We start from the raw sequence: 16,277 nt of genomic DNA, 5'->3' as shown, positions 1-16,277 counted from the left end.
GGGCCGGCAATTTCAGGGGTTAGTATAGCGTAAGGGACTGTAAAGCTGCCAGAGGTTAACCGTTAGTCGGTAACGGTGTGGTTTTTGCGCGACGCTTCGGTGTCGCATCCCAGACTTCATTATAGGCATAGCCCGTCAGTGCGTGGATGACGTCACGGGTCTCCCGATCGCAGTCTTCGGCGTTGCCGCCAAGCTTACGGCGGGCCACTTCTTTAACCAACAGGCTGTGAGTTTTCTGCGTCAGCTTAAAGCGATATGTGACATAGAAGCTGATGGCCAGTAGCCCGGCGGTGGCGAAAATCATCAGGCCAATAATCGCGTGCAGGGCGCTGGCCGGCTGCGCGCCGCCGCCTTTGACGAAGCCGCTCTCTTCGAGCACGATGCCAATCAGCATAATCGCTAATGCGACGGTGCTTTTGCGGGTCAGGACCATCACGCCCGCGAAAATTCCCTCGCGGCGCTGGCGGGTGACGATTTCATCAACGTCCGGAATAAAGCTGTAGATGTTCCACGGTATGTAGTACAGCCCGGCTTTCGCCAGCCCCAGCAGGACAAACACCGAAGAAAACAGCAGCGTCGGGACCTGGAGATTACCGATATAGACGGTAAACAGAAACGCCAGCACCAGCAGAATACTGCCGTAGGAGAGCCGCAGCGCCCCGGAGGGGGTGAGGTTGAATTTATTCATCAGCATCATAAAGCCGAACGTGCCGGGAATAGAGACAAAAGCGGCGATACTTAATAAACCGGAAACCATTTCGGCATCGTGATGCAGAGCATAAACCACGTAATAGGTAAATACCGAGCCAAAGACATCCATAGCGGTAAAAGAGCAAATATAAATTAAAATATGCTGACGAAATATTCTTATCTTAAATGAAGAAATAAGGTCGATTACCAGATATTTCAAATGGTTTAAAAGACCGCTGCTGCGTTGATTATCCGGCTGAAATTCATACTCTTCTCGTACATCTTTGGCTTCCCAGGTGCAGGCCCAGGTGGTAAATACTGCGACACAATAAATAACCGCAAAAACAATCCCGGTCAGGGTGTAGGTAAAGGAATTATCCTTACCGGTATATTGCATAATAATACCAGGGACGGAGACTGCCAGAAAACCGCCGAGGGCGGAACACATCATACGTACGCCGGAAAGCCGCGTCCGCTCGCTGAAGCGGTTGGTCATTTCAGCGGCCAGCGTCTCCCAGGGGACCAGTACCATCGCTGAGAGCAGTTCGATAGAGAGATAGGTGCCCAGGTAGTACCAATAGTTCATATCGGTCAGCCAGACGAGGGCGTAGAGAAACATCAGCGGAGAGCTAATCAATAAGAAAAAGCGGCGGCGGCCAAATTTACGGCCAAGCCAGGTATTGCCAAAGTTATCAGTAATGTATCCCATCACCGGGCTTAAAATAGCGTCGATAATACGTGCAATGGCAAATATTGAACCGGCTTCTAATACGGATAAACCGCAATAGGTAGTATAGAAAAATAAAAGCCATGTTCCGATAACGGCAAAGGCGCCGCCGCCAAATAAATCAGTGACTCCGTAGCCAATAGCAATGCCATAGCCAACACGACGTTCGGTTGGTTTCACCATAATATTATTATTCCTGTACTGGTAGGGTGTCGGTGCAGAGTGACCTCTGCACCTTATATTATTGACAGCAGGAAAAATCGGATGACGATCACTCGTTTATATTCACCCATTTCCTCAATAGTGACGATTGGTAAATGGTATTAACCATCTGTAATGATTTCGCCGCTTCGCGGATATCGCAGAAGCTGGCGGCCGCGGGAGTGTCTAACGCCTGATAAAAATGCAGTACGGCTTGTTGATGACCGATGCCCCAATAGCTTTTGCCCACGCCGTCTGGCGAGGCGTCGCTGGCCAACAGAACGTGCTCATCGGCGCAAATTTGCCACAGCGCGTTGTCATGCAACCGCAGCATGCCGTGTTCGAACTCTATTTCCAGCAGCAGCGGGGAGTCGCTGGCGTAGCAGTTACTGGCATAGAACAGGCCGCGCGCGCCGTTGTTAAAGCACAGCGTCACCATCGCGCTGTCTTCGGTCTCGATTTCGTCGGCCAGCAGGGTGCTGTCGACTACGCCCTTCAGACGCCGCACGCCGCCGCCAAACCACTGCATCAGATCCAGGGTATGAATGGCCTGGTTGATCAACAGGCTGCCCCCCTCGGTGGCGAAACTGCCGCGCCACGGACTCGCGGCATAGTAGTTGCCGGAACGTGACCAGGTGAGCACCGCTTTCACGGCGCGCATTGCGCCAAGCCGGCCTTCCTCAATGCAGCGTTGAATCGCCAGACTGGTAGGATTAAGGCGGTTCTGATAACAGACACCCACATGACGTTGGGCGATCGTGGCGGCGGCCTGAATGTCGCTCACCTCCTGCGGATTCATCACCACCGGCTTTTCGCAGAACACCTGTTTCCCTGCCGCCAGCGCGGCAAGGATCATCGGTTTATGCAGGTAATGCGGCGTGCAGATGTGCACCACGTCAATGGCATCATCCAGCAGCATCTCGCGATAGTCCTGATAAAACTGACAGCCATAGTCGGCAGCGAGCCGGCTCCCCTTTTCGCTATCGATATCGACTATCGCGCGTAGCACCGCGCCCGGAACGTGGCGCAGCGCGTCCACGTGACAGGTGTGAATAGCGCCGCAGCCGATAATCGCCGCATGACGTGTTTGCATCGCCGCCTCCTGTTATTCCACCGCGTTCGCCAGCATCTGCGCTTTTACGCACAGCTCGGCGGCCTTAAAGGTGTGCGCCTGGGTCATGGCATTTTCCGTACGGTTCAGGCAGTCCAGAATCAGCTGGCCGAAGTACGGGAAGCCCACCTGACCGGCGACCGGATAGCGGAATTCGCCCTCCTTGTTGACCAGATACACCACATCCTGCTCGCCGCGAGTGATATCGACGTACTTACGGATTTCAATGTAGCCTTCGGTGCCGAGCAGGGTCAGGCGACCGTCGCCCCAACTGGAGAGGCCGTCCGGGGTAAACCAGTCGCAGCGGAAGTAGCCAGTCGCGCCGTTATCCCCGGCCAGCATCGCGTCGCCGAAATCTTCGAACTGCGGATACTGCGGATGGTTAACGTTGCGCACCTGGCTTGCCACGACACGCGCGTCGGTGTTACCGGTGTAAAACAGAAACTGCTCAATCTGGTGGCTGCCGATATCACACAGGATGCCGCCGAAGAATTCCTTCTCATAGAACCAGTCCGGGCGACCTTCACCTTCACGGTGCGGGCCGACGCCGAGCGTCTGCATCACGCGGCCAATCGCGCCTTGCTGCACCAGTTGCCCGGCGAACACGGCGCTTTCAACGTGCAGACGTTCGCTGTAGTAAACCGCGTATTTGCGCCCGGTTGCCGCCACCTTACGTTTAGCGGCCTCCAGCTGCGCCAGCGTGGTTAGCGGCGCTTTATCGGTAAAGTAATCTTTACCCGCGTCCATCACCTTCAGCCCCAGCGCGCAGCGTTCAGAAGGTACGGCGGCACCAGCAACCAGCTGTACGCTGCTGTCGTTGAGGATGGTTTCCAGCGAAGGCGCAACCTGTACCTGCGGATACTGCTGGACGAACTTGTCGACTTTGGCTGGATCGGGGTCATAAACCCATTTCAGCGTCGCCCCAGCTTCAATCAGGCCGTTGCACATGCCATAGATATGACCGTGGTCCAACGCGGCGGCGGCAATAATAAACTCGCCCTCGCCGACAACCGGTTGCGGTTTACCCACCGGGGCGTAGTTCATACCGTCTTTGATACTCATGCTTATGCTCCTTTGTCCAAATTTTTACCCAACGGAATTGCGCCCACTTCCGAGAAGTTCTCCACCGAGGCGGCCTTTTCGTAGAAGTGCGGGGCGAGGGAAACCAGGCCACCGGTTTTGTACCAGGGCTCATCCGGGCTGACGGGAAGCGTCACCACCCGTCCGGTAATTGACGATTGATAAATCGCGGTGATCAGCTCCAGCGAGCGTTTGCCCTGCACGCCATCAATCAGCGGCTCACCGTGCTGTTCAACGGCATTGAGCAGGTCGTTAATCTGCCCGGCGTGTAGCGTGTATTTCAGCGGCGGCGTATGGCGGAACAGCGCATCCAGCCGCGCTTCACGTTCGTTGTCGTGTTGCTCTTGCGGGAATCCGTTGTCGGCGGAGACGCTGGCCCACACGTCCCACGGTGCGGAGATGCGCGCTTTATCGCCCTGAATCACGATTTTCTGGTCTTCACCGTGATGGACTACCGAGGCGGTCAATTGCGTCAGCGCGCCGCTGTCGTAGCGGAATATAGCGGCGGAAAGATCTTCCACTTCGGCGTTATCGTGGGCGACGTTCGTCATCATCGCCACCACCTCTTTCGGGAAGCCGAGCATCCACTGGATGGCGTCAATGTGGTGCACCGCATGGTTAAGCGTGCAGCCGCCGCCTTCTTTCTCCCACGTCCCGCGCCACCACAGGTCGTAGTAGCAGTGGCCGCGCCACCAGAAGGAGTCCACCTGCGCGTGGCAGATTTTCCCCAGTTCGCCGGAATCGACGACCTGCTTTAAGCGCCAGAAGGCGTCGGTAAAGCGGTTTTGGGCGATAATGGAGAGGATTTTGCCGCTGGCGCGTTGGGCGGCGATCATCGCGTCGCACTCTTCCAGCGAGGCCGCCATCGGCTTCTCGCACAGCACGTGTTTCCCGGCGTTGAGCGCGTCGATGCTGATTTCGGCGTGCACGTACGGCGGGGTACAGACGTCGACGATATCCACCTCAAGGCCGGACTCCAGTAGCGCCTGATGGCTGCTGAACACGGTGGCGTGCGTCAGCCCGTAGCGCACTTTCTTTTCCTGCGCCTTCTCCGGGTAGATATCGACCAGCGCCACAATCTGGCAGCGCTCGGCAAATTGCTGATAGCCCTGAATATGGCTGTGGGAGATGTTGCCGGTTCCCACAATCGCAATGCGTAACATGGTGTTCTCCTGCTGCGGATTACCAGGTGCCGGAGGCATCGAGAGTTTTACTGACCACCTGTTTATCGATGGAGGTGGCGATGCGTTCATCGAGCAGCTTTTTAAACAGGGCTTCGTCGAACGGCAGGTCAACCCAATCATCGGTCCAGGTTGAGAGGTGCATGGCGTTTGACAGCGTCAGGCCGTGAATACCCTCGGTACCCGGCGCCAGTAGCGGCGTGCCATGCAGCACCGCGGCGGCGAAATTGGCGGTGATGACGTGGTGGTCGCTGCACTCCGGCGCGACGGGAATGGTCACTTCCCAACATTCGGGTTCGCCAAAGCCGTTTTCCCAGCGGGCGTTAAATTCGGTTTCCGATTCCCGCAGCCGCCAGAAGCGCAGCTTGCCGTCTTCCACCACCACTTTGCCGCGATCGCCGGCGATCTCCAGACGGTTGGTCCCCGGCGCTTCGGCGGTGGTGGTGATAAAGACGCCGGTCGCGCCGTTGGCGTATTCGGCATAGGTGGTGACCTCGTTTTCCACTTCGATATCGCGATGTTTACCGAACTGGCAGAAAGCGCGCATCCGTACCGGCATACCGACCAGCCATTGCCATAAATCCAGCTGGTGTGGGTCCTGATTCAGCAGCACGCCGCCGCCTTCACCCTTCCAGGTGGCGCGCCAGCCGCCGGAGTTGTAGTAACTCTGCGAGCGATACCAGTTGGTGATGATCCAGTTGGAGCGGCGCAGTTCGCCCAGCTCGCCGCTGTCAATCAGATCTTTCACTTTTTGATACAGCGGGTTAGGGCGCTGATTGAACATCATGCCGAACACCACGTTGCAGCCGCGGGCGAATTCGTTCATCTCGCGCACCTGCGCGGTGTAGACGCCTGCCGGTTTCTCACACAGGGTGTGAATGCCGTGACGCATGGCCAGCATGGAGAGACCAGGATGGTCATAGTGCGGCGTGGAGATGATGACCGCGTCAATCAGCCCGCTTTTCAGCATCTCTTCGGCGTCGCTGAAGAGGGTGACGTCATTGCCAACCACCTGACGAATGGCGGAATGTTTGTCGGGATTGTTGTCACACACTGCCGTCAGGCAGGCTTCTTTTACCGTACCCGCCAGTAGGTATCGGGCGTGGACGGTCCCGATATTGCCCACGCCGATAATGCCAAAACGCACCTTATCCATGTTGCACCTTACGTAATAGAAATGACTGAAATCTGAAAATAGGGAAGCGGGCGAAGGTGGACAAACGGAATTTGTGAGAATGCTCGCAGGTAGAAAAGGAATATGCGCGGAAAACTGAAAATGGGTTTTAAAATCAGCGAACTGCATCTGCAAAAATTTGCAAAATATGATTGCGAGCGAGGTCACACAATGCCAGGTAAGCTCAAAATGGATGAAATTGCCGCCCGTACCGGCTACTCCATCAGTACCGTTTCCCGGGTGCTGAGCGGTAAATCCTACACCAGTGAAAAAGCGCGAGAGGCGATTGTGAAATGCGCCCGCCAACTCGGGGTGCTGGACTCGCTGGCTAACGGACGGCTGCTGATTAACGGCATTGCGGTGTTCGCGCCGGAGCGCACCTTTCAGGGGCGGGGCGATACCTTTTATCTGGAAGTCACGAAGGGGATTGCCGAAGCCAGCGCGCCGCATGATGTGTGGATCAGCCACTGTGCGCTGGAGGAGCAGCACGCCGACGTTAAATTATTCCTCGAAAAAGCCAGCCACAAGAGCATCAACGCGGTGATCATTATCGGCACGGATGATCCCATGATCCTTAAACTGGCCAGCACGCTGAATAAGCCTTGCGTGCTGATCAACTCCATCGACCGAGAGATGTCGCTGGACTCCGTGTCGCCCGACCACCGGGCGATTGGCTTTACCGCGATGCGCTATCTGTTTGAGCAAGGTCATCGGCGGGTTCTGACGATGACCTGCCTGCGTCGGGAAACGCTCTATGCCCGGCTGGACGGGATTAAAGAGGCCTATCGCTATCACCATGTTCCTTTCAACCCTCAGCATGACCTGCTGGTCACCGAGTGGTTTACGGCGGAAGAGGCGGAGCTGGCGCTGGACACCTGGCTGACGACCCACGATCGCGCGCAGTGGCCCGATGTTATCTTCCCCAACAGCACCAGCATGACTGAGGGGGTGATGAAGGCGCTGCGACGCCACGGGCTGCGTGTCCCCGAAGATATCTCTCTGATTACCACCGATTTTACGTGGAATCTGGAAAGCAGCCTGACTGCGCCGGTCACTGGCATTCTCGTGCCCTGCCGCGATCTGGGCATTGAAGCCGTACATCTGCTGCAAACCCGCCTCAACCGCCCGCAGTCGCCGGTCTACAACCTGTTATTACAGGGCAAAGTGATGGATTTTGGCACGGTGGCAAACGCGACGCGCCATGCGGCGCGTCTGGCGTTGGATGGTTAGCCCTGCAGCTGCGGCGGCAGGCACACGCCAATTCCCCCGATGCCGCAGTAGCCGTACGGGTTTTTATGCAGATACTGCTGGTGTTCATCTTCCGCGTAGTAGAACGGCTTCGCGAGGGCGATTTCGGTCGTGATATCACGTGCGTCGCCCGCGCTGCGCATGGCTTCCTGGAACTGTTGCAGGCTGGCGTGCGCTTCCTGTTCCTGTTCTGGGGTCAGTGGATAGATTGCCGAGCGATACTGTGTACCGTGATCGTTGCCCTGACGCATGCCCTGCGCCGGGTCGTGATTCTCCCAGAACACTTTCAGCAGTTCGCCATAGCTAATCACCGCCGGGTCATACACCACACGCACCGCTTCCGCGTGCCCGGTCTGCCCGCTACAGACTTCCCGGTATGTCGGGTTCGGCGTATAGCCGCCGGTGTAGCCCGCCGCAGTGCTGTAAACGCCGGGAAGCTGCCAGTACAGCCGCTCCACGCCCCAGAAACAGCCCATCGCAAACAGCGCGACCTCCATGCCTTCCGGCACGTGGGTCATTGAGTGTTCAGTCACAACATTGAGCGTTGCAACCGGCATGGGTGTATTTCTTCCGGGTAATGCATCCGATTGAGATACAATATGTTTTTTGTCGAACAAGCTCATAGGGACCGCCTCCGGGGAACAGTAATTTCCGTTAAGGTTGTAACCGGGCGTGTCTTTTAACACAATAACCACGCCGAATACGTCTAAATTTAAACATAAGAATAATTTGGGGCTCTGTCTTTATTTCAACCCGACAAAGAGTGGGTTTTTTAAGCTGACGTTGAATGCCGCGCGCCATCAGGGCGTGAAAAAGGCTAAAACGCAGTCATGGCCGCGGAGCGGACTTCCGTTTCCCTTTTGGGGTGGAAACAAGGATATTCAGGAGAAAACGTGCGACAAATCCGCCAGTTATGTGTGGTGAGCTTATTGCTGACCAGCGGTGTTGCCAGTGCAGCAAACATCCGACTACAGGTTGAAGGGCTCTCAGGCGAACTACAAAAAAACGTTCGAGCCCAGCTATCGACCATCGACAGCGACGAAGTATCGCCGGATCGTCGCTTTCGCGCACGCGTGGATGATGCCATTCGCGAAGGGTTGAAAGCCCTCGGCTATTACGAACCGACCATCGATTTTGAACTTAAACCACCGCCGGCCAAGGGGCGTCAGGTGCTGCTGGCCAAGGTGACGCCGGGTGAACCGGTGCGTATTGGTGGCACCGATGTGATTCTGCGCGGCGGGGCGCGTACCGACCGCGACTATCTGGATCTGCTGAAAACCCGACCCAAAATTGGCACGGTGCTCAACCATGGCGATTACGATCATTTCAAAGGGTCGTTAACCAGCGTGGCGCTGCGTAAGGGTTATTTCGATAGCGAGTTCAAAAAGAGCCAGCTTGGCGTGGCGGTCGATCGTCATCAGGCGTTCTGGGATATCGACTATGACAGCGGCGAGCGCTACCGCTTTGGTGACGTCACCTTCGAAGGCTCGCAGATTCGCGAAGAGTATTTGCAGCATCTGGTGCCGTTCAAAAAGGGCGACTATTACCAATCCAGCGATCTGGCGGAATTGAACCGTCGTCTGTCCGCCACGGGCTGGTTTAACTCGGTGGTTGTGGCGCCGGAGTTTGATAAATCACGGAAAACTAAGGTCTTACCGCTGCATGGTGTGGTATCGCCGCGCAGCGAAAATACCGTAGAACTGGGGGGAGGTTACTCCACCGACGTTGGCCCGCGGGTGAAAGCGTCATGGAAAAAACCGTGGGTGAACTCTTACGGTCACAGCCTGACGACCAGCCTCAGCGTTTCGGCGCCGGAACAGCAGCTGGACTTCAGCTATAAGATGCCGCTGCTGAAAAACCCGCTTGAGCAGTATTATCTGGTGCAGGGCGGTTTTAAAAGTACCGACCTCAACGACACCAAAGCCGACTCCACCACGCTTGCGGTCTCACGTTTCTGGGATCTTTCCAGCGGCTGGCAGCGCGCGATTAACCTGCGCTGGAGTCTTGACCACTTTACGCAGGCCGATGTCACCAACACCACCATGCTGTTTTATCCGGGGGTTTCTATCAGCCGTACCCGCTCACGCGGCGGCCTGATGCCCACCTGGGGCGACTCTCAGCGCTACTCGATCGACTACTCGAATACCGCCTGGGGTTCGGATGTCGACTTCTCGGTGTTTCAGGCGCAAAACGTCTGGATTCGTACCCTTTACGATCGCCATCGCTTTGTGATTCGTGGCAACCTAGGCTGGATTGAAACCGGCGACTTTGACCGCGTACCACCTGACCTGCGTTTCTTCGCCGGCGGCGACCGCAGTATTCGCGGCTACAAGTACAAGTCAATTTCCCCGGAAGACAGCAAAGGCAAGCTCATCGGGGCATCAAAACTGGCCACCGGCTCGCTGGAATATCAGTACAACGTGACGGGGAAATGGTGGGGCGCCGTGTTCATGGACGGCGGGGAAGCGGTCAGCGATATTCGCCAGAGCGACTGGAAAACCGGCGCGGGGGTTGGCGTACGCTGGCAGTCGCCAGTGGGGCCCATCAAGCTCGACTTTGCCGTCCCGGTGGGCGACAAAGATGAACACGGATTACAGTTTTACATCGGTCTGGGGCCTGAGCTATGACGTTATGGAAAAAAATAAGCCTCGGCGTACTGATTTTTGTCGTGCTGCTGCTGGGCATCGTGGGATTTCTGATTGGCACCACCACGGGGCTGCATCTGCTGTTTAACGCGGCGAACCGCTGGGTCCCGGGGCTGGAGATAGGCCAGGTCACCGGCGGCTGGCGCGATTTATCGCTGAAAAACGTCCGCTACACCCAGCCGGGCGTGGCGGTGGATGCCGGTGAACTTCATCTGGCGGTGGAGCTCAATTGCCTGTGGCACAGCAGCGTGTGCGTTAACGATGTCGCGCTCAGCAACATCAACGTGGCAATCGACAGCAGCAAAATGCCGCCTGCCGCGCCGGTGGAGGAAGAGGACAGCGGGCCGCTGAATCTCTCGACGCCGTATCCAATCACCTTGAAGCGGTTCGCGCTCAACAACGTCAATATCAAGATTGATGACACCACGGTGTCGGTGATGGACTTCAGCAGCGGCCTGACGTGGCAGGAGAAGAACCTGACGCTCACGCCAACCACGCTGCAAGGCCTGCTCATCGCTTTGCCGAAAGTCGCCGACGTGGCGCAGAAAGAGGTGGTGGAGCCGAAGATAGATAACCCGCAGCCGCAGGAAAAACCGCTCGGCGAAACCATGACCGAGCTGTTCTCGAAACCGGTGCTGCCGGAGATGACGGATGTGCATCTGCCGCTGAATCTGAATATCGAATCCTTTAGCGGCGAGCAGCTGCGTATTACCGGCGATACCGACCTGACGGTGTATAAGATGCTGCTGAAGGTCAGCAGCATCGACGGCAACATGAAGCTCGACGCGCTGGACATCGACTCCAGCCAGGGCACGGTGAACGCCAGCGGTACCGCGACGCTGATCAACGACTGGCCGGTAGACCTCACGCTCAACAGCACCCTGAATATCGACCCGCTGAAGGGCGAAAAGGTGAAGCTGAAGGTGGGCGGCGCGGTGCGCAAGCAACTGGAAGTGGGGGTTAACCTTTCCGGCCCGGTGGATATGGGCATTCGCGCGCAGGCGCAGCTGGCGGAAGCCGGGCTACCGTTCAACCTTGAGGTGAACAGCAAGCAGCTCTATTGGCCGTTTACCGGCGAGAAACAGTTCCAGGCCGATGACCTGAAGCTGAAGCTCGGCGGTAAGATGACCGACTACACCCTGTCGTTCCGCACCGCGGTGAAAGGGCAGGATGTGCCGCCGGCGAACATCACTCTCGACGCCAAAGGCAACGAGCGGCAGGTGAACCTCGACAAGCTCACCGTCGCGGCGCTGGAAGGCAAAACGGAGTTGACCGCGCTGCTCGACTGGCAGCAGGCGATCAGCTGGCGCGGCGAGCTGGCGCTGCATGGCATCAACACCGTGAAGCTGGCGCCGGACTGGCCGTCGAAGCTCGATGGCCTGATCAAAACTAACGGCAGCCTGTACGGCGGTAGCTGGCAGATGAACGTACCGGAGATGAAAATCAGCGGTAACGTGAAGCAAAATAAAGTGAAAGTCGATGGCTCTCTGCGCGGTAACAGCTATCTGCAATGGACCATTCCGGGGCTGCACGTGGCGCTGGGCAATAACACCGCCGACGTGAAGGGCGAGCTGGGGGTGAAAGACCTGGAGCTCGATGCCAATATCGACGCGCCGAAGCTCGACAACATGCTGCCAGGATTAGGTGGCACGGCGAAAGGGCTGGTGAAAATTCGCGGTACGGTCGATGCGCCGCAGCTGCTGGCGGACATCACCGCGCGTGGTCTGCGCTGGCAGGAGCTGTCGATTGGCCAGGTGCGCGTCGACGGCGACGTGAAATCAACCGATCAGATTGGCGGTAATCTCGACGTGCGCGTTGAGCGTATCGTGCAGCCGGATGTGAATATCGGGCTGGTGCATCTGGCGGCGAAAGGCAACGAAAAGCAGCACTCGCTACAGCTGCAAATTCAGGGCGAGCCGGTCTCTGGACAGCTGGCGCTGGCGGGGAGCTTTGACCGCAAAGAAGAACGCTGGAAGGGGGCGTTAAGCAATACCCGCTTCCAGACGCCGGTCGGCCCGTGGTCCATCAACCGTGATATCGCGCTGGACTACCGTAACCTGGAACAGAAAATCAGCATCGGGCCACACTGTTGGGTGAATCCGAACGCCGAGCTGTGCGTACCGCAGACAATTGATGCGGGCGCGGCAGGGCGTGCGGTGGTGAACCTCAACCGTTTCGATCTGGCGATGCTCAAGCCGTTTATGCCGGAGGAAACTCAGGCTAGCGGCGTGTTTAGTGGCAACGCGGATGTCTCCTGGGACACCACTAAGGAAGGGCTGCCACAGGGTAAAGTCACCCTCGCCGGACGCAACGTTAAGGTCACCCAGATCGTCAACAACGCGCCGCTGCCGGTGGCTTTCGATACGCTGAATCTGAGCGCCGATCTGCACAACAACCGCGCCGAATTGGGCTGGCTGATTCGCCTGACCAACAACGGCCAACTGGATGGACAGGTGCAGGTGACCGACCCGCAGGGGCGACGTAACCTCGGCGGTAACGTCAACATCCGTAACTTCTCGCTGGCGATGGTGAACCCGATCTTCTCGCGCGGTGAAAAGGCGGACGGCAAGCTGAACGCGAATCTGCGTCTCGGCGGCGATCTTCAGAGCCCGCTGATGTTCGGCCAGCTTCAGTTGAATGGCCTGGACGTTGACGGTAACTTTATGCCCTTCGACATGCAGCCAAGCCAGCTGACGATGAACTTCAACGGCGCCACCTCGACGTTGCAAGGGGAGGTGCGAACCTCACAAGGGCAGATCAGCCTGAACGGTGACGCTGACTGGCGGCAGATTGAAAACTGGCGCGCGCGTATTGCGGCGAAAGGCTCTCGCGTACGAATTACCGTGCCGCCGATGGTACGTCTCGACGTCTCGCCAGACGTTGTGTTTAACGCCACGCCGAGCCTGTTTACCCTTGACGGTAACGTTGATGTGCCGTGGGCGCGTATCGTGGTGAAAGAGGTGCCAGAAAGCGCAGTGGGCGTTTCCAGTGACGAAGTGCTGCTGAATAACGATCTCCAGCCAAAAGAGACCAAATCGGCTTCAATTCCGATCAACAGTAACCTGACTATCCACGTCGGCAACAACGTTCGTCTGGATGCGTTTGGCCTGAAAGCGCGCCTGACCGGCGACCTGAAGGTGGCGCAGGATAAACAGGGGCTGGGGCTTAACGGGCAGATCAATATTCCGGAAGGGCGCTTCCACGCCTACGGCCAGGATCTGATCGTCCGTAAAGGCGAGCTGCTGTTCTCCGGCCCGCCGGATCAGCCGCTGCTGAATATCGAAGCGATTCGTAACCCGGATGCCACCGAAAACGATGTGATCGCCGGCGTTCGCGTGACCGGCTCGGCGGATCAGCCAAAGGCGGAAGTCTTCTCCGACCCGGCGATGTCACAGCAGGAAGCGCTCTCCTACCTCGTTCGCGGACAGGGACTGGATAGCGGTCAGAGCGACAGCGCAGCGATGACCTCAATGCTTATTGGTATGGGGGTTGCACAAAGTGGTCAGGTTGTGGGTAAAATCGGCGAGACGTTTGGCGTAAGTAATCTGGCGCTGGATACCCAGGGGGTGGGTGACTCTTCCCAGGTGGTGGTCAGCGGATACGTATTGCCAGGTCTGCAGGTGAAATATGGCGTTGGGATCTTTGACTCGTTAGCGACGCTCACGTTACGCTATCGCCTGATGCCTAAGCTGTATCTGGAAGCGGTGTCTGGCGTAGACCAGGCGCTCGATTTGCTCTATCAGTTTGAGTTTTAGCAATGCGAATATTTGTTTACGGCAGTTTACGGCGCAAACAGGGCAACAGCCACTGGATGACCAACGCTCAGTGGCTGGGCGATCACAGCGTGACCGATTATCAACTGTACAGCCTGGGCCACTATCCAGGCGCGGTGCCCGGCGATGGCACGGTACACGGTGAAGTCTATCGGATTGATGCCTCGACGCTAGCCGAGCTGGATGCGCTGCGTACCAAAGCGGGCGAATACGCACGTCACCTCATTCAGACGCCGTATGGCAGCGCCTGGATGTACGTCTATCAGCGCCCGGTCGATGGGCTGAAGCTGATAGAAAGCGGCAACTGGTTGGATAAAGACCAGTATTGAATACGACAACGCCACCCTCGGGTGGCGTTGTTTTTTTATCAGCGTGGCCTACAAACAAAAACACCGCCCGGAGGCGGTGTTTTTAACGCTCAAAAAGAAATCTTATTTCTTCGCGCGCTCGAAGGAAGCAACGATTTCAGCTTTAGCCGCTTCAGCGTTGTCCCAACCGTCAACTTTAACCCATTTGCCCGCTTCGAGGTCTTTGTAGTGCTCGAAGAAGTGGGTGATCTGCGCTTTCAGCAGGTCCGGCAGGTCGTTCACATCTTTGATGTGATCGTATTCTTTGCTCAGCTTGGTGTGCGGTACCGCAACCAGTTTCGCATCTTCACCGGATTCGTCGGTCATTTTCAGAACGCCAACCGGACGGCAACGGATCACAGAACCCGGCTGCAGCGGGTACGGGGTCGGGACCAGTACGTCAACCGGGTCACCGTCCAGAGACAGGGTGTGGTTGATGTAGCCGTAGTTGCACGGATAGAACATCGCGGTGGACATGAAACGGTCAACGAACAGCGCGCCGCTCTCTTTGTCGACTTCGTATTTGATAGGATCTGCGTTAGCCGGGATTTCGATGACTACGTAGATATCTTCCGGCAGATCTTTACCCGCAGGGACGTTGAGTAAGCTCATGTCTGTTTCCTTTAGAATGTGTGGCAAATCAGTGCCCGGTATTATAGCCAACTCGCCGCGAAAGTCTTGGCCTGTTTTACATCTCCCGCCGTGAAACACGGTCTTTTCAGTGCCTTCTTATGGCAGGAAAATCCATAAAGTTAGCCGCATACTGAATAAAATCGTGGAACCGTTTACATTGCGCCAGGAAATGGGCTGATGCGGGTTAAAATTTCCACAAAATCGATAGCCTTCAACGGGTGCGCGACGCCTACTCCCTCCTGAACTTGTTCTGTTAATGGTAATTAACAAATAATTTACTTTTTTGAAGTGTGATGTAACGCATTCCGTTACATCTCCCATTGTCTATAGTTTTTCCGCAGATGAATATTTGACCAACAATAACCCTACGAGGATACCTCTATGTGGAAGCGCTTACTTCTTGTCACAGCAGTTTCCGCAGCCATGTCGTCTATGGTCATGGCTGCCCCTTTAACGGTGGGATTTTCACAAGTTGGCTCTGAATCGGGCTGGCGCGCGGCGGAAACCAACGTCGCGAAGCAGGAAGCGGAAAAACGCGGTATCACCCTGAAGATTGCCGACGGGCAGCAAAAACAGGAAAACCAGATTAAAGCGGTGCGTTCGTTTATCGCTCAGGGCGTTGATGCCATCTTTATCGCGCCGGTGGTGGCGACCGGCTGGGAACCGGTGCTGAAAGAGGCCAAAGAGGCCAAAATTCCGGTGTTCCTGCTCGACCGTTCTATCGATGTGAAAGATAAATCGCTGTACATGACCACCGTGACTGCCAACAACGTGCTGGAAGGGCAACTGATCGGCGAGTGGCTGATCAAAACCGTCGACGGCAAGCCGTGTAACGTGGTGGAACTGCAGGGGACCGTCGGCGCGAGCGTGGCGATAGACCGTAAGAAAGGTTTCGCTGATGCCATTTCGAAAGCCTCTAACATCAAGATTATCCGTTCCCAGTCCGGCGACTTTACCCGCAGCAAGGGGAAAGAGGTGATGGAGAGCTTCATCAAGGCGGAGAACAACGGTAAGAACATCTGCATGGTTTACGCCCATAACGACGATATGGTGATCGGTGCCATTCAGGCGATAAAAGAGGCCGGGCTGAAGCCGGGTAAAGATATCCTCACCGGCTCAATTGACGGTGTACCGGATATCTACAAAGCGATGATTGCCGGTGAAGCGAACGCCAGCGTCGAGCTGACGCCGAACATGGCCGGCCCGGCGTTTGATGCGCTGGAGAAATTCAAGAAAGACGGCACCCTGCCGGAAAAAGTGACGCTGACCAAGTCCACGCTGTATCTGCCGGATACGGCGAAAGAAGAGTTAGAGAAGAAGAAAAATATGGGCTACTAAGCGGCTGATACCCTCACCCCAGCCCTCTCCCTGTAAGGAAGAGGGAGCTGTTCGGTGCAGGGCTGTCAATCAGGCACAATACGCCCCCTCTCCCCCTCGGGGAGAGGGCCAGGGTGAGGGGGAGCGCAC

Annotated in this window: 12 protein-coding genes; 5 read left to right on the top strand and 7 right to left on the bottom strand. The window is 56.6% G+C overall.

Annotation, left to right across the window (positions count from 1 at the left end; all coding sequences use genetic code 11):
* Positions 1–55 precede the first annotated feature (55 nt).
* The 5 genes from K7B04_RS02515 to K7B04_RS02495 form a co-directional block, all read right to left on the bottom strand.
* The gene (locus K7B04_RS02515) at positions 56–1,600 is read right to left on the bottom strand and encodes an MFS transporter (protein ID WP_163445824.1); all 1,545 of its coding nucleotides are present in this window, start codon (positions 1,598–1,600) and stop codon (positions 56–58) included.
* A gap of 88 nt (positions 1,601–1,688) precedes the next feature.
* Entirely contained in the window at positions 1,689–2,711 is a 1,023-nt protein-coding gene (locus K7B04_RS02510) for a Gfo/Idh/MocA family oxidoreductase (protein WP_223803439.1), read from the bottom strand.
* 12 nt (positions 2,712–2,723) lie between these two features.
* The gene (locus tag K7B04_RS02505; RefSeq protein ID WP_223803438.1) at positions 2,724–3,791 is read right to left on the bottom strand and encodes a Gfo/Idh/MocA family oxidoreductase; all 1,068 of its coding nucleotides are present in this window, start codon (positions 3,789–3,791) and stop codon (positions 2,724–2,726) included.
* A 2-nt stretch (positions 3,792–3,793) separates the two neighbouring features.
* The gene (locus tag K7B04_RS02500) at positions 3,794–4,972 is read right to left on the bottom strand and encodes a Gfo/Idh/MocA family oxidoreductase (protein ID WP_223803437.1); all 1,179 of its coding nucleotides are present in this window, start codon (positions 4,970–4,972) and stop codon (positions 3,794–3,796) included.
* 19 nt (positions 4,973–4,991) lie between these two features.
* Positions 4,992–6,146 carry a Gfo/Idh/MocA family oxidoreductase gene (locus K7B04_RS02495; protein ID WP_223803436.1) on the bottom strand — a complete coding sequence of 385 codons (1,155 nt, stop codon included), beginning with the start codon at positions 6,144–6,146 and terminating at the stop codon, positions 4,992–4,994.
* A 189-nt stretch (positions 6,147–6,335) separates the two neighbouring features.
* Here K7B04_RS02495 and K7B04_RS02490 point away from each other — a divergent pair, with 189 nt between their 5' ends.
* Positions 6,336–7,394: a LacI family DNA-binding transcriptional regulator gene (locus K7B04_RS02490; RefSeq protein WP_223803435.1), complete on the top strand. Its 1,059-nt coding sequence runs from the start codon at positions 6,336–6,338 to the stop codon at positions 7,392–7,394.
* On the opposite strand, the gene msrA is transcribed toward K7B04_RS02490, so the two are convergent.
* Complete coding sequence (gene msrA, locus K7B04_RS02485; protein ID WP_167577034.1) at positions 7,391–8,035, bottom strand: peptide-methionine (S)-S-oxide reductase MsrA; 645 nt, start codon at positions 8,033–8,035, stop codon at positions 7,391–7,393. The genes K7B04_RS02490 and msrA overlap by 4 nt on opposite strands.
* Before the next feature lie 270 nt (positions 8,036–8,305).
* Between msrA and tamA the strand changes: the two genes are divergently transcribed.
* From tamA to K7B04_RS02470, 3 genes are read left to right on the top strand one after another with little or no spacing between them, the layout of a single operon-like run.
* Positions 8,306–10,039 carry an autotransporter assembly complex protein TamA gene (gene tamA / locus K7B04_RS02480; protein WP_167577033.1) on the top strand — a complete coding sequence of 578 codons (1,734 nt, stop codon included), beginning with the start codon at positions 8,306–8,308 and terminating at the stop codon, positions 10,037–10,039.
* Positions 10,036–13,812 (top strand): autotransporter assembly complex protein TamB, encoded by a 3,777-nt coding sequence (gene tamB / locus K7B04_RS02475; protein ID WP_223803434.1) that lies wholly within the window; start codon positions 10,036–10,038, stop codon positions 13,810–13,812. The genes tamA and tamB overlap by 4 nt, the downstream gene beginning before the upstream one ends.
* 2 nt (positions 13,813–13,814) lie before the next feature.
* Entirely contained in the window at positions 13,815–14,159 is a 345-nt protein-coding gene (locus K7B04_RS02470; RefSeq protein WP_064546942.1) for a gamma-glutamylcyclotransferase, read from the top strand.
* Positions 14,160–14,261: 102 nt separating this feature from the next.
* Here K7B04_RS02470 and ppa read toward each other — a convergent pair whose 3' ends face one another.
* Positions 14,262–14,789, bottom strand: a complete 528-nt coding sequence (gene ppa / locus K7B04_RS02465; RefSeq protein ID WP_064546944.1) for an inorganic diphosphatase — start codon at positions 14,787–14,789, stop codon at positions 14,262–14,264.
* A gap of 402 nt (positions 14,790–15,191) precedes the next feature.
* Here ppa and ytfQ point away from each other — a divergent pair, with 402 nt between their 5' ends.
* Positions 15,192–16,148, top strand: coding sequence for a galactofuranose ABC transporter, galactofuranose-binding protein YtfQ (ytfQ, locus tag K7B04_RS02460; protein ID WP_163445815.1), 957 nt, complete (start codon positions 15,192–15,194; stop codon positions 16,146–16,148).
* The last annotated feature ends 129 nt before the right edge of the window (positions 16,149–16,277 follow it).

Source organism: Kluyvera sp. CRP, assembly GCF_019930565.1.
Classification (GTDB): Bacteria; Pseudomonadota; Gammaproteobacteria; order Enterobacterales; family Enterobacteriaceae; genus Kluyvera; species Kluyvera georgiana_A.
This window is presented reverse-complemented; position numbering and strand designations above follow the sequence as displayed.

Coding starts and splice junctions, on each gene's coding strand:
- K7B04_RS02495 (WP_223803436.1), bottom strand. CDS start 6,146: ATGGATAAGGTGCGTTTTGGCATTATCGGCGTGGGCAATATCGGGACC.
- ytfQ (WP_163445815.1), top strand. CDS start 15,192: ATGTGGAAGCGCTTACTTCTTGTCACAGCAGTTTCCGCAGCCATGTCG.
- msrA (WP_167577034.1), bottom strand. CDS start 8,035: ATGAGCTTGTTCGACAAAAAACATATTGTATCTCAATCGGATGCATTA.
- K7B04_RS02505 (WP_223803438.1), bottom strand. CDS start 3,791: ATGAGTATCAAAGACGGTATGAACTACGCCCCGGTGGGTAAACCGCAA.
- K7B04_RS02470 (WP_064546942.1), top strand. CDS start 13,815: ATGCGAATATTTGTTTACGGCAGTTTACGGCGCAAACAGGGCAACAGC.
- ppa (WP_064546944.1), bottom strand. CDS start 14,789: ATGAGCTTACTCAACGTCCCTGCGGGTAAAGATCTGCCGGAAGATATC.
- tamB (WP_223803434.1), top strand. CDS start 10,036: ATGACGTTATGGAAAAAAATAAGCCTCGGCGTACTGATTTTTGTCGTG.
- K7B04_RS02500 (WP_223803437.1), bottom strand. CDS start 4,972: ATGTTACGCATTGCGATTGTGGGAACCGGCAACATCTCCCACAGCCAT.
- K7B04_RS02515 (WP_163445824.1), bottom strand. CDS start 1,600: ATGGTGAAACCAACCGAACGTCGTGTTGGCTATGGCATTGCTATTGGC.
- K7B04_RS02490 (WP_223803435.1), top strand. CDS start 6,336: ATGCCAGGTAAGCTCAAAATGGATGAAATTGCCGCCCGTACCGGCTAC.
- K7B04_RS02510 (WP_223803439.1), bottom strand. CDS start 2,711: ATGCAAACACGTCATGCGGCGATTATCGGCTGCGGCGCTATTCACACC.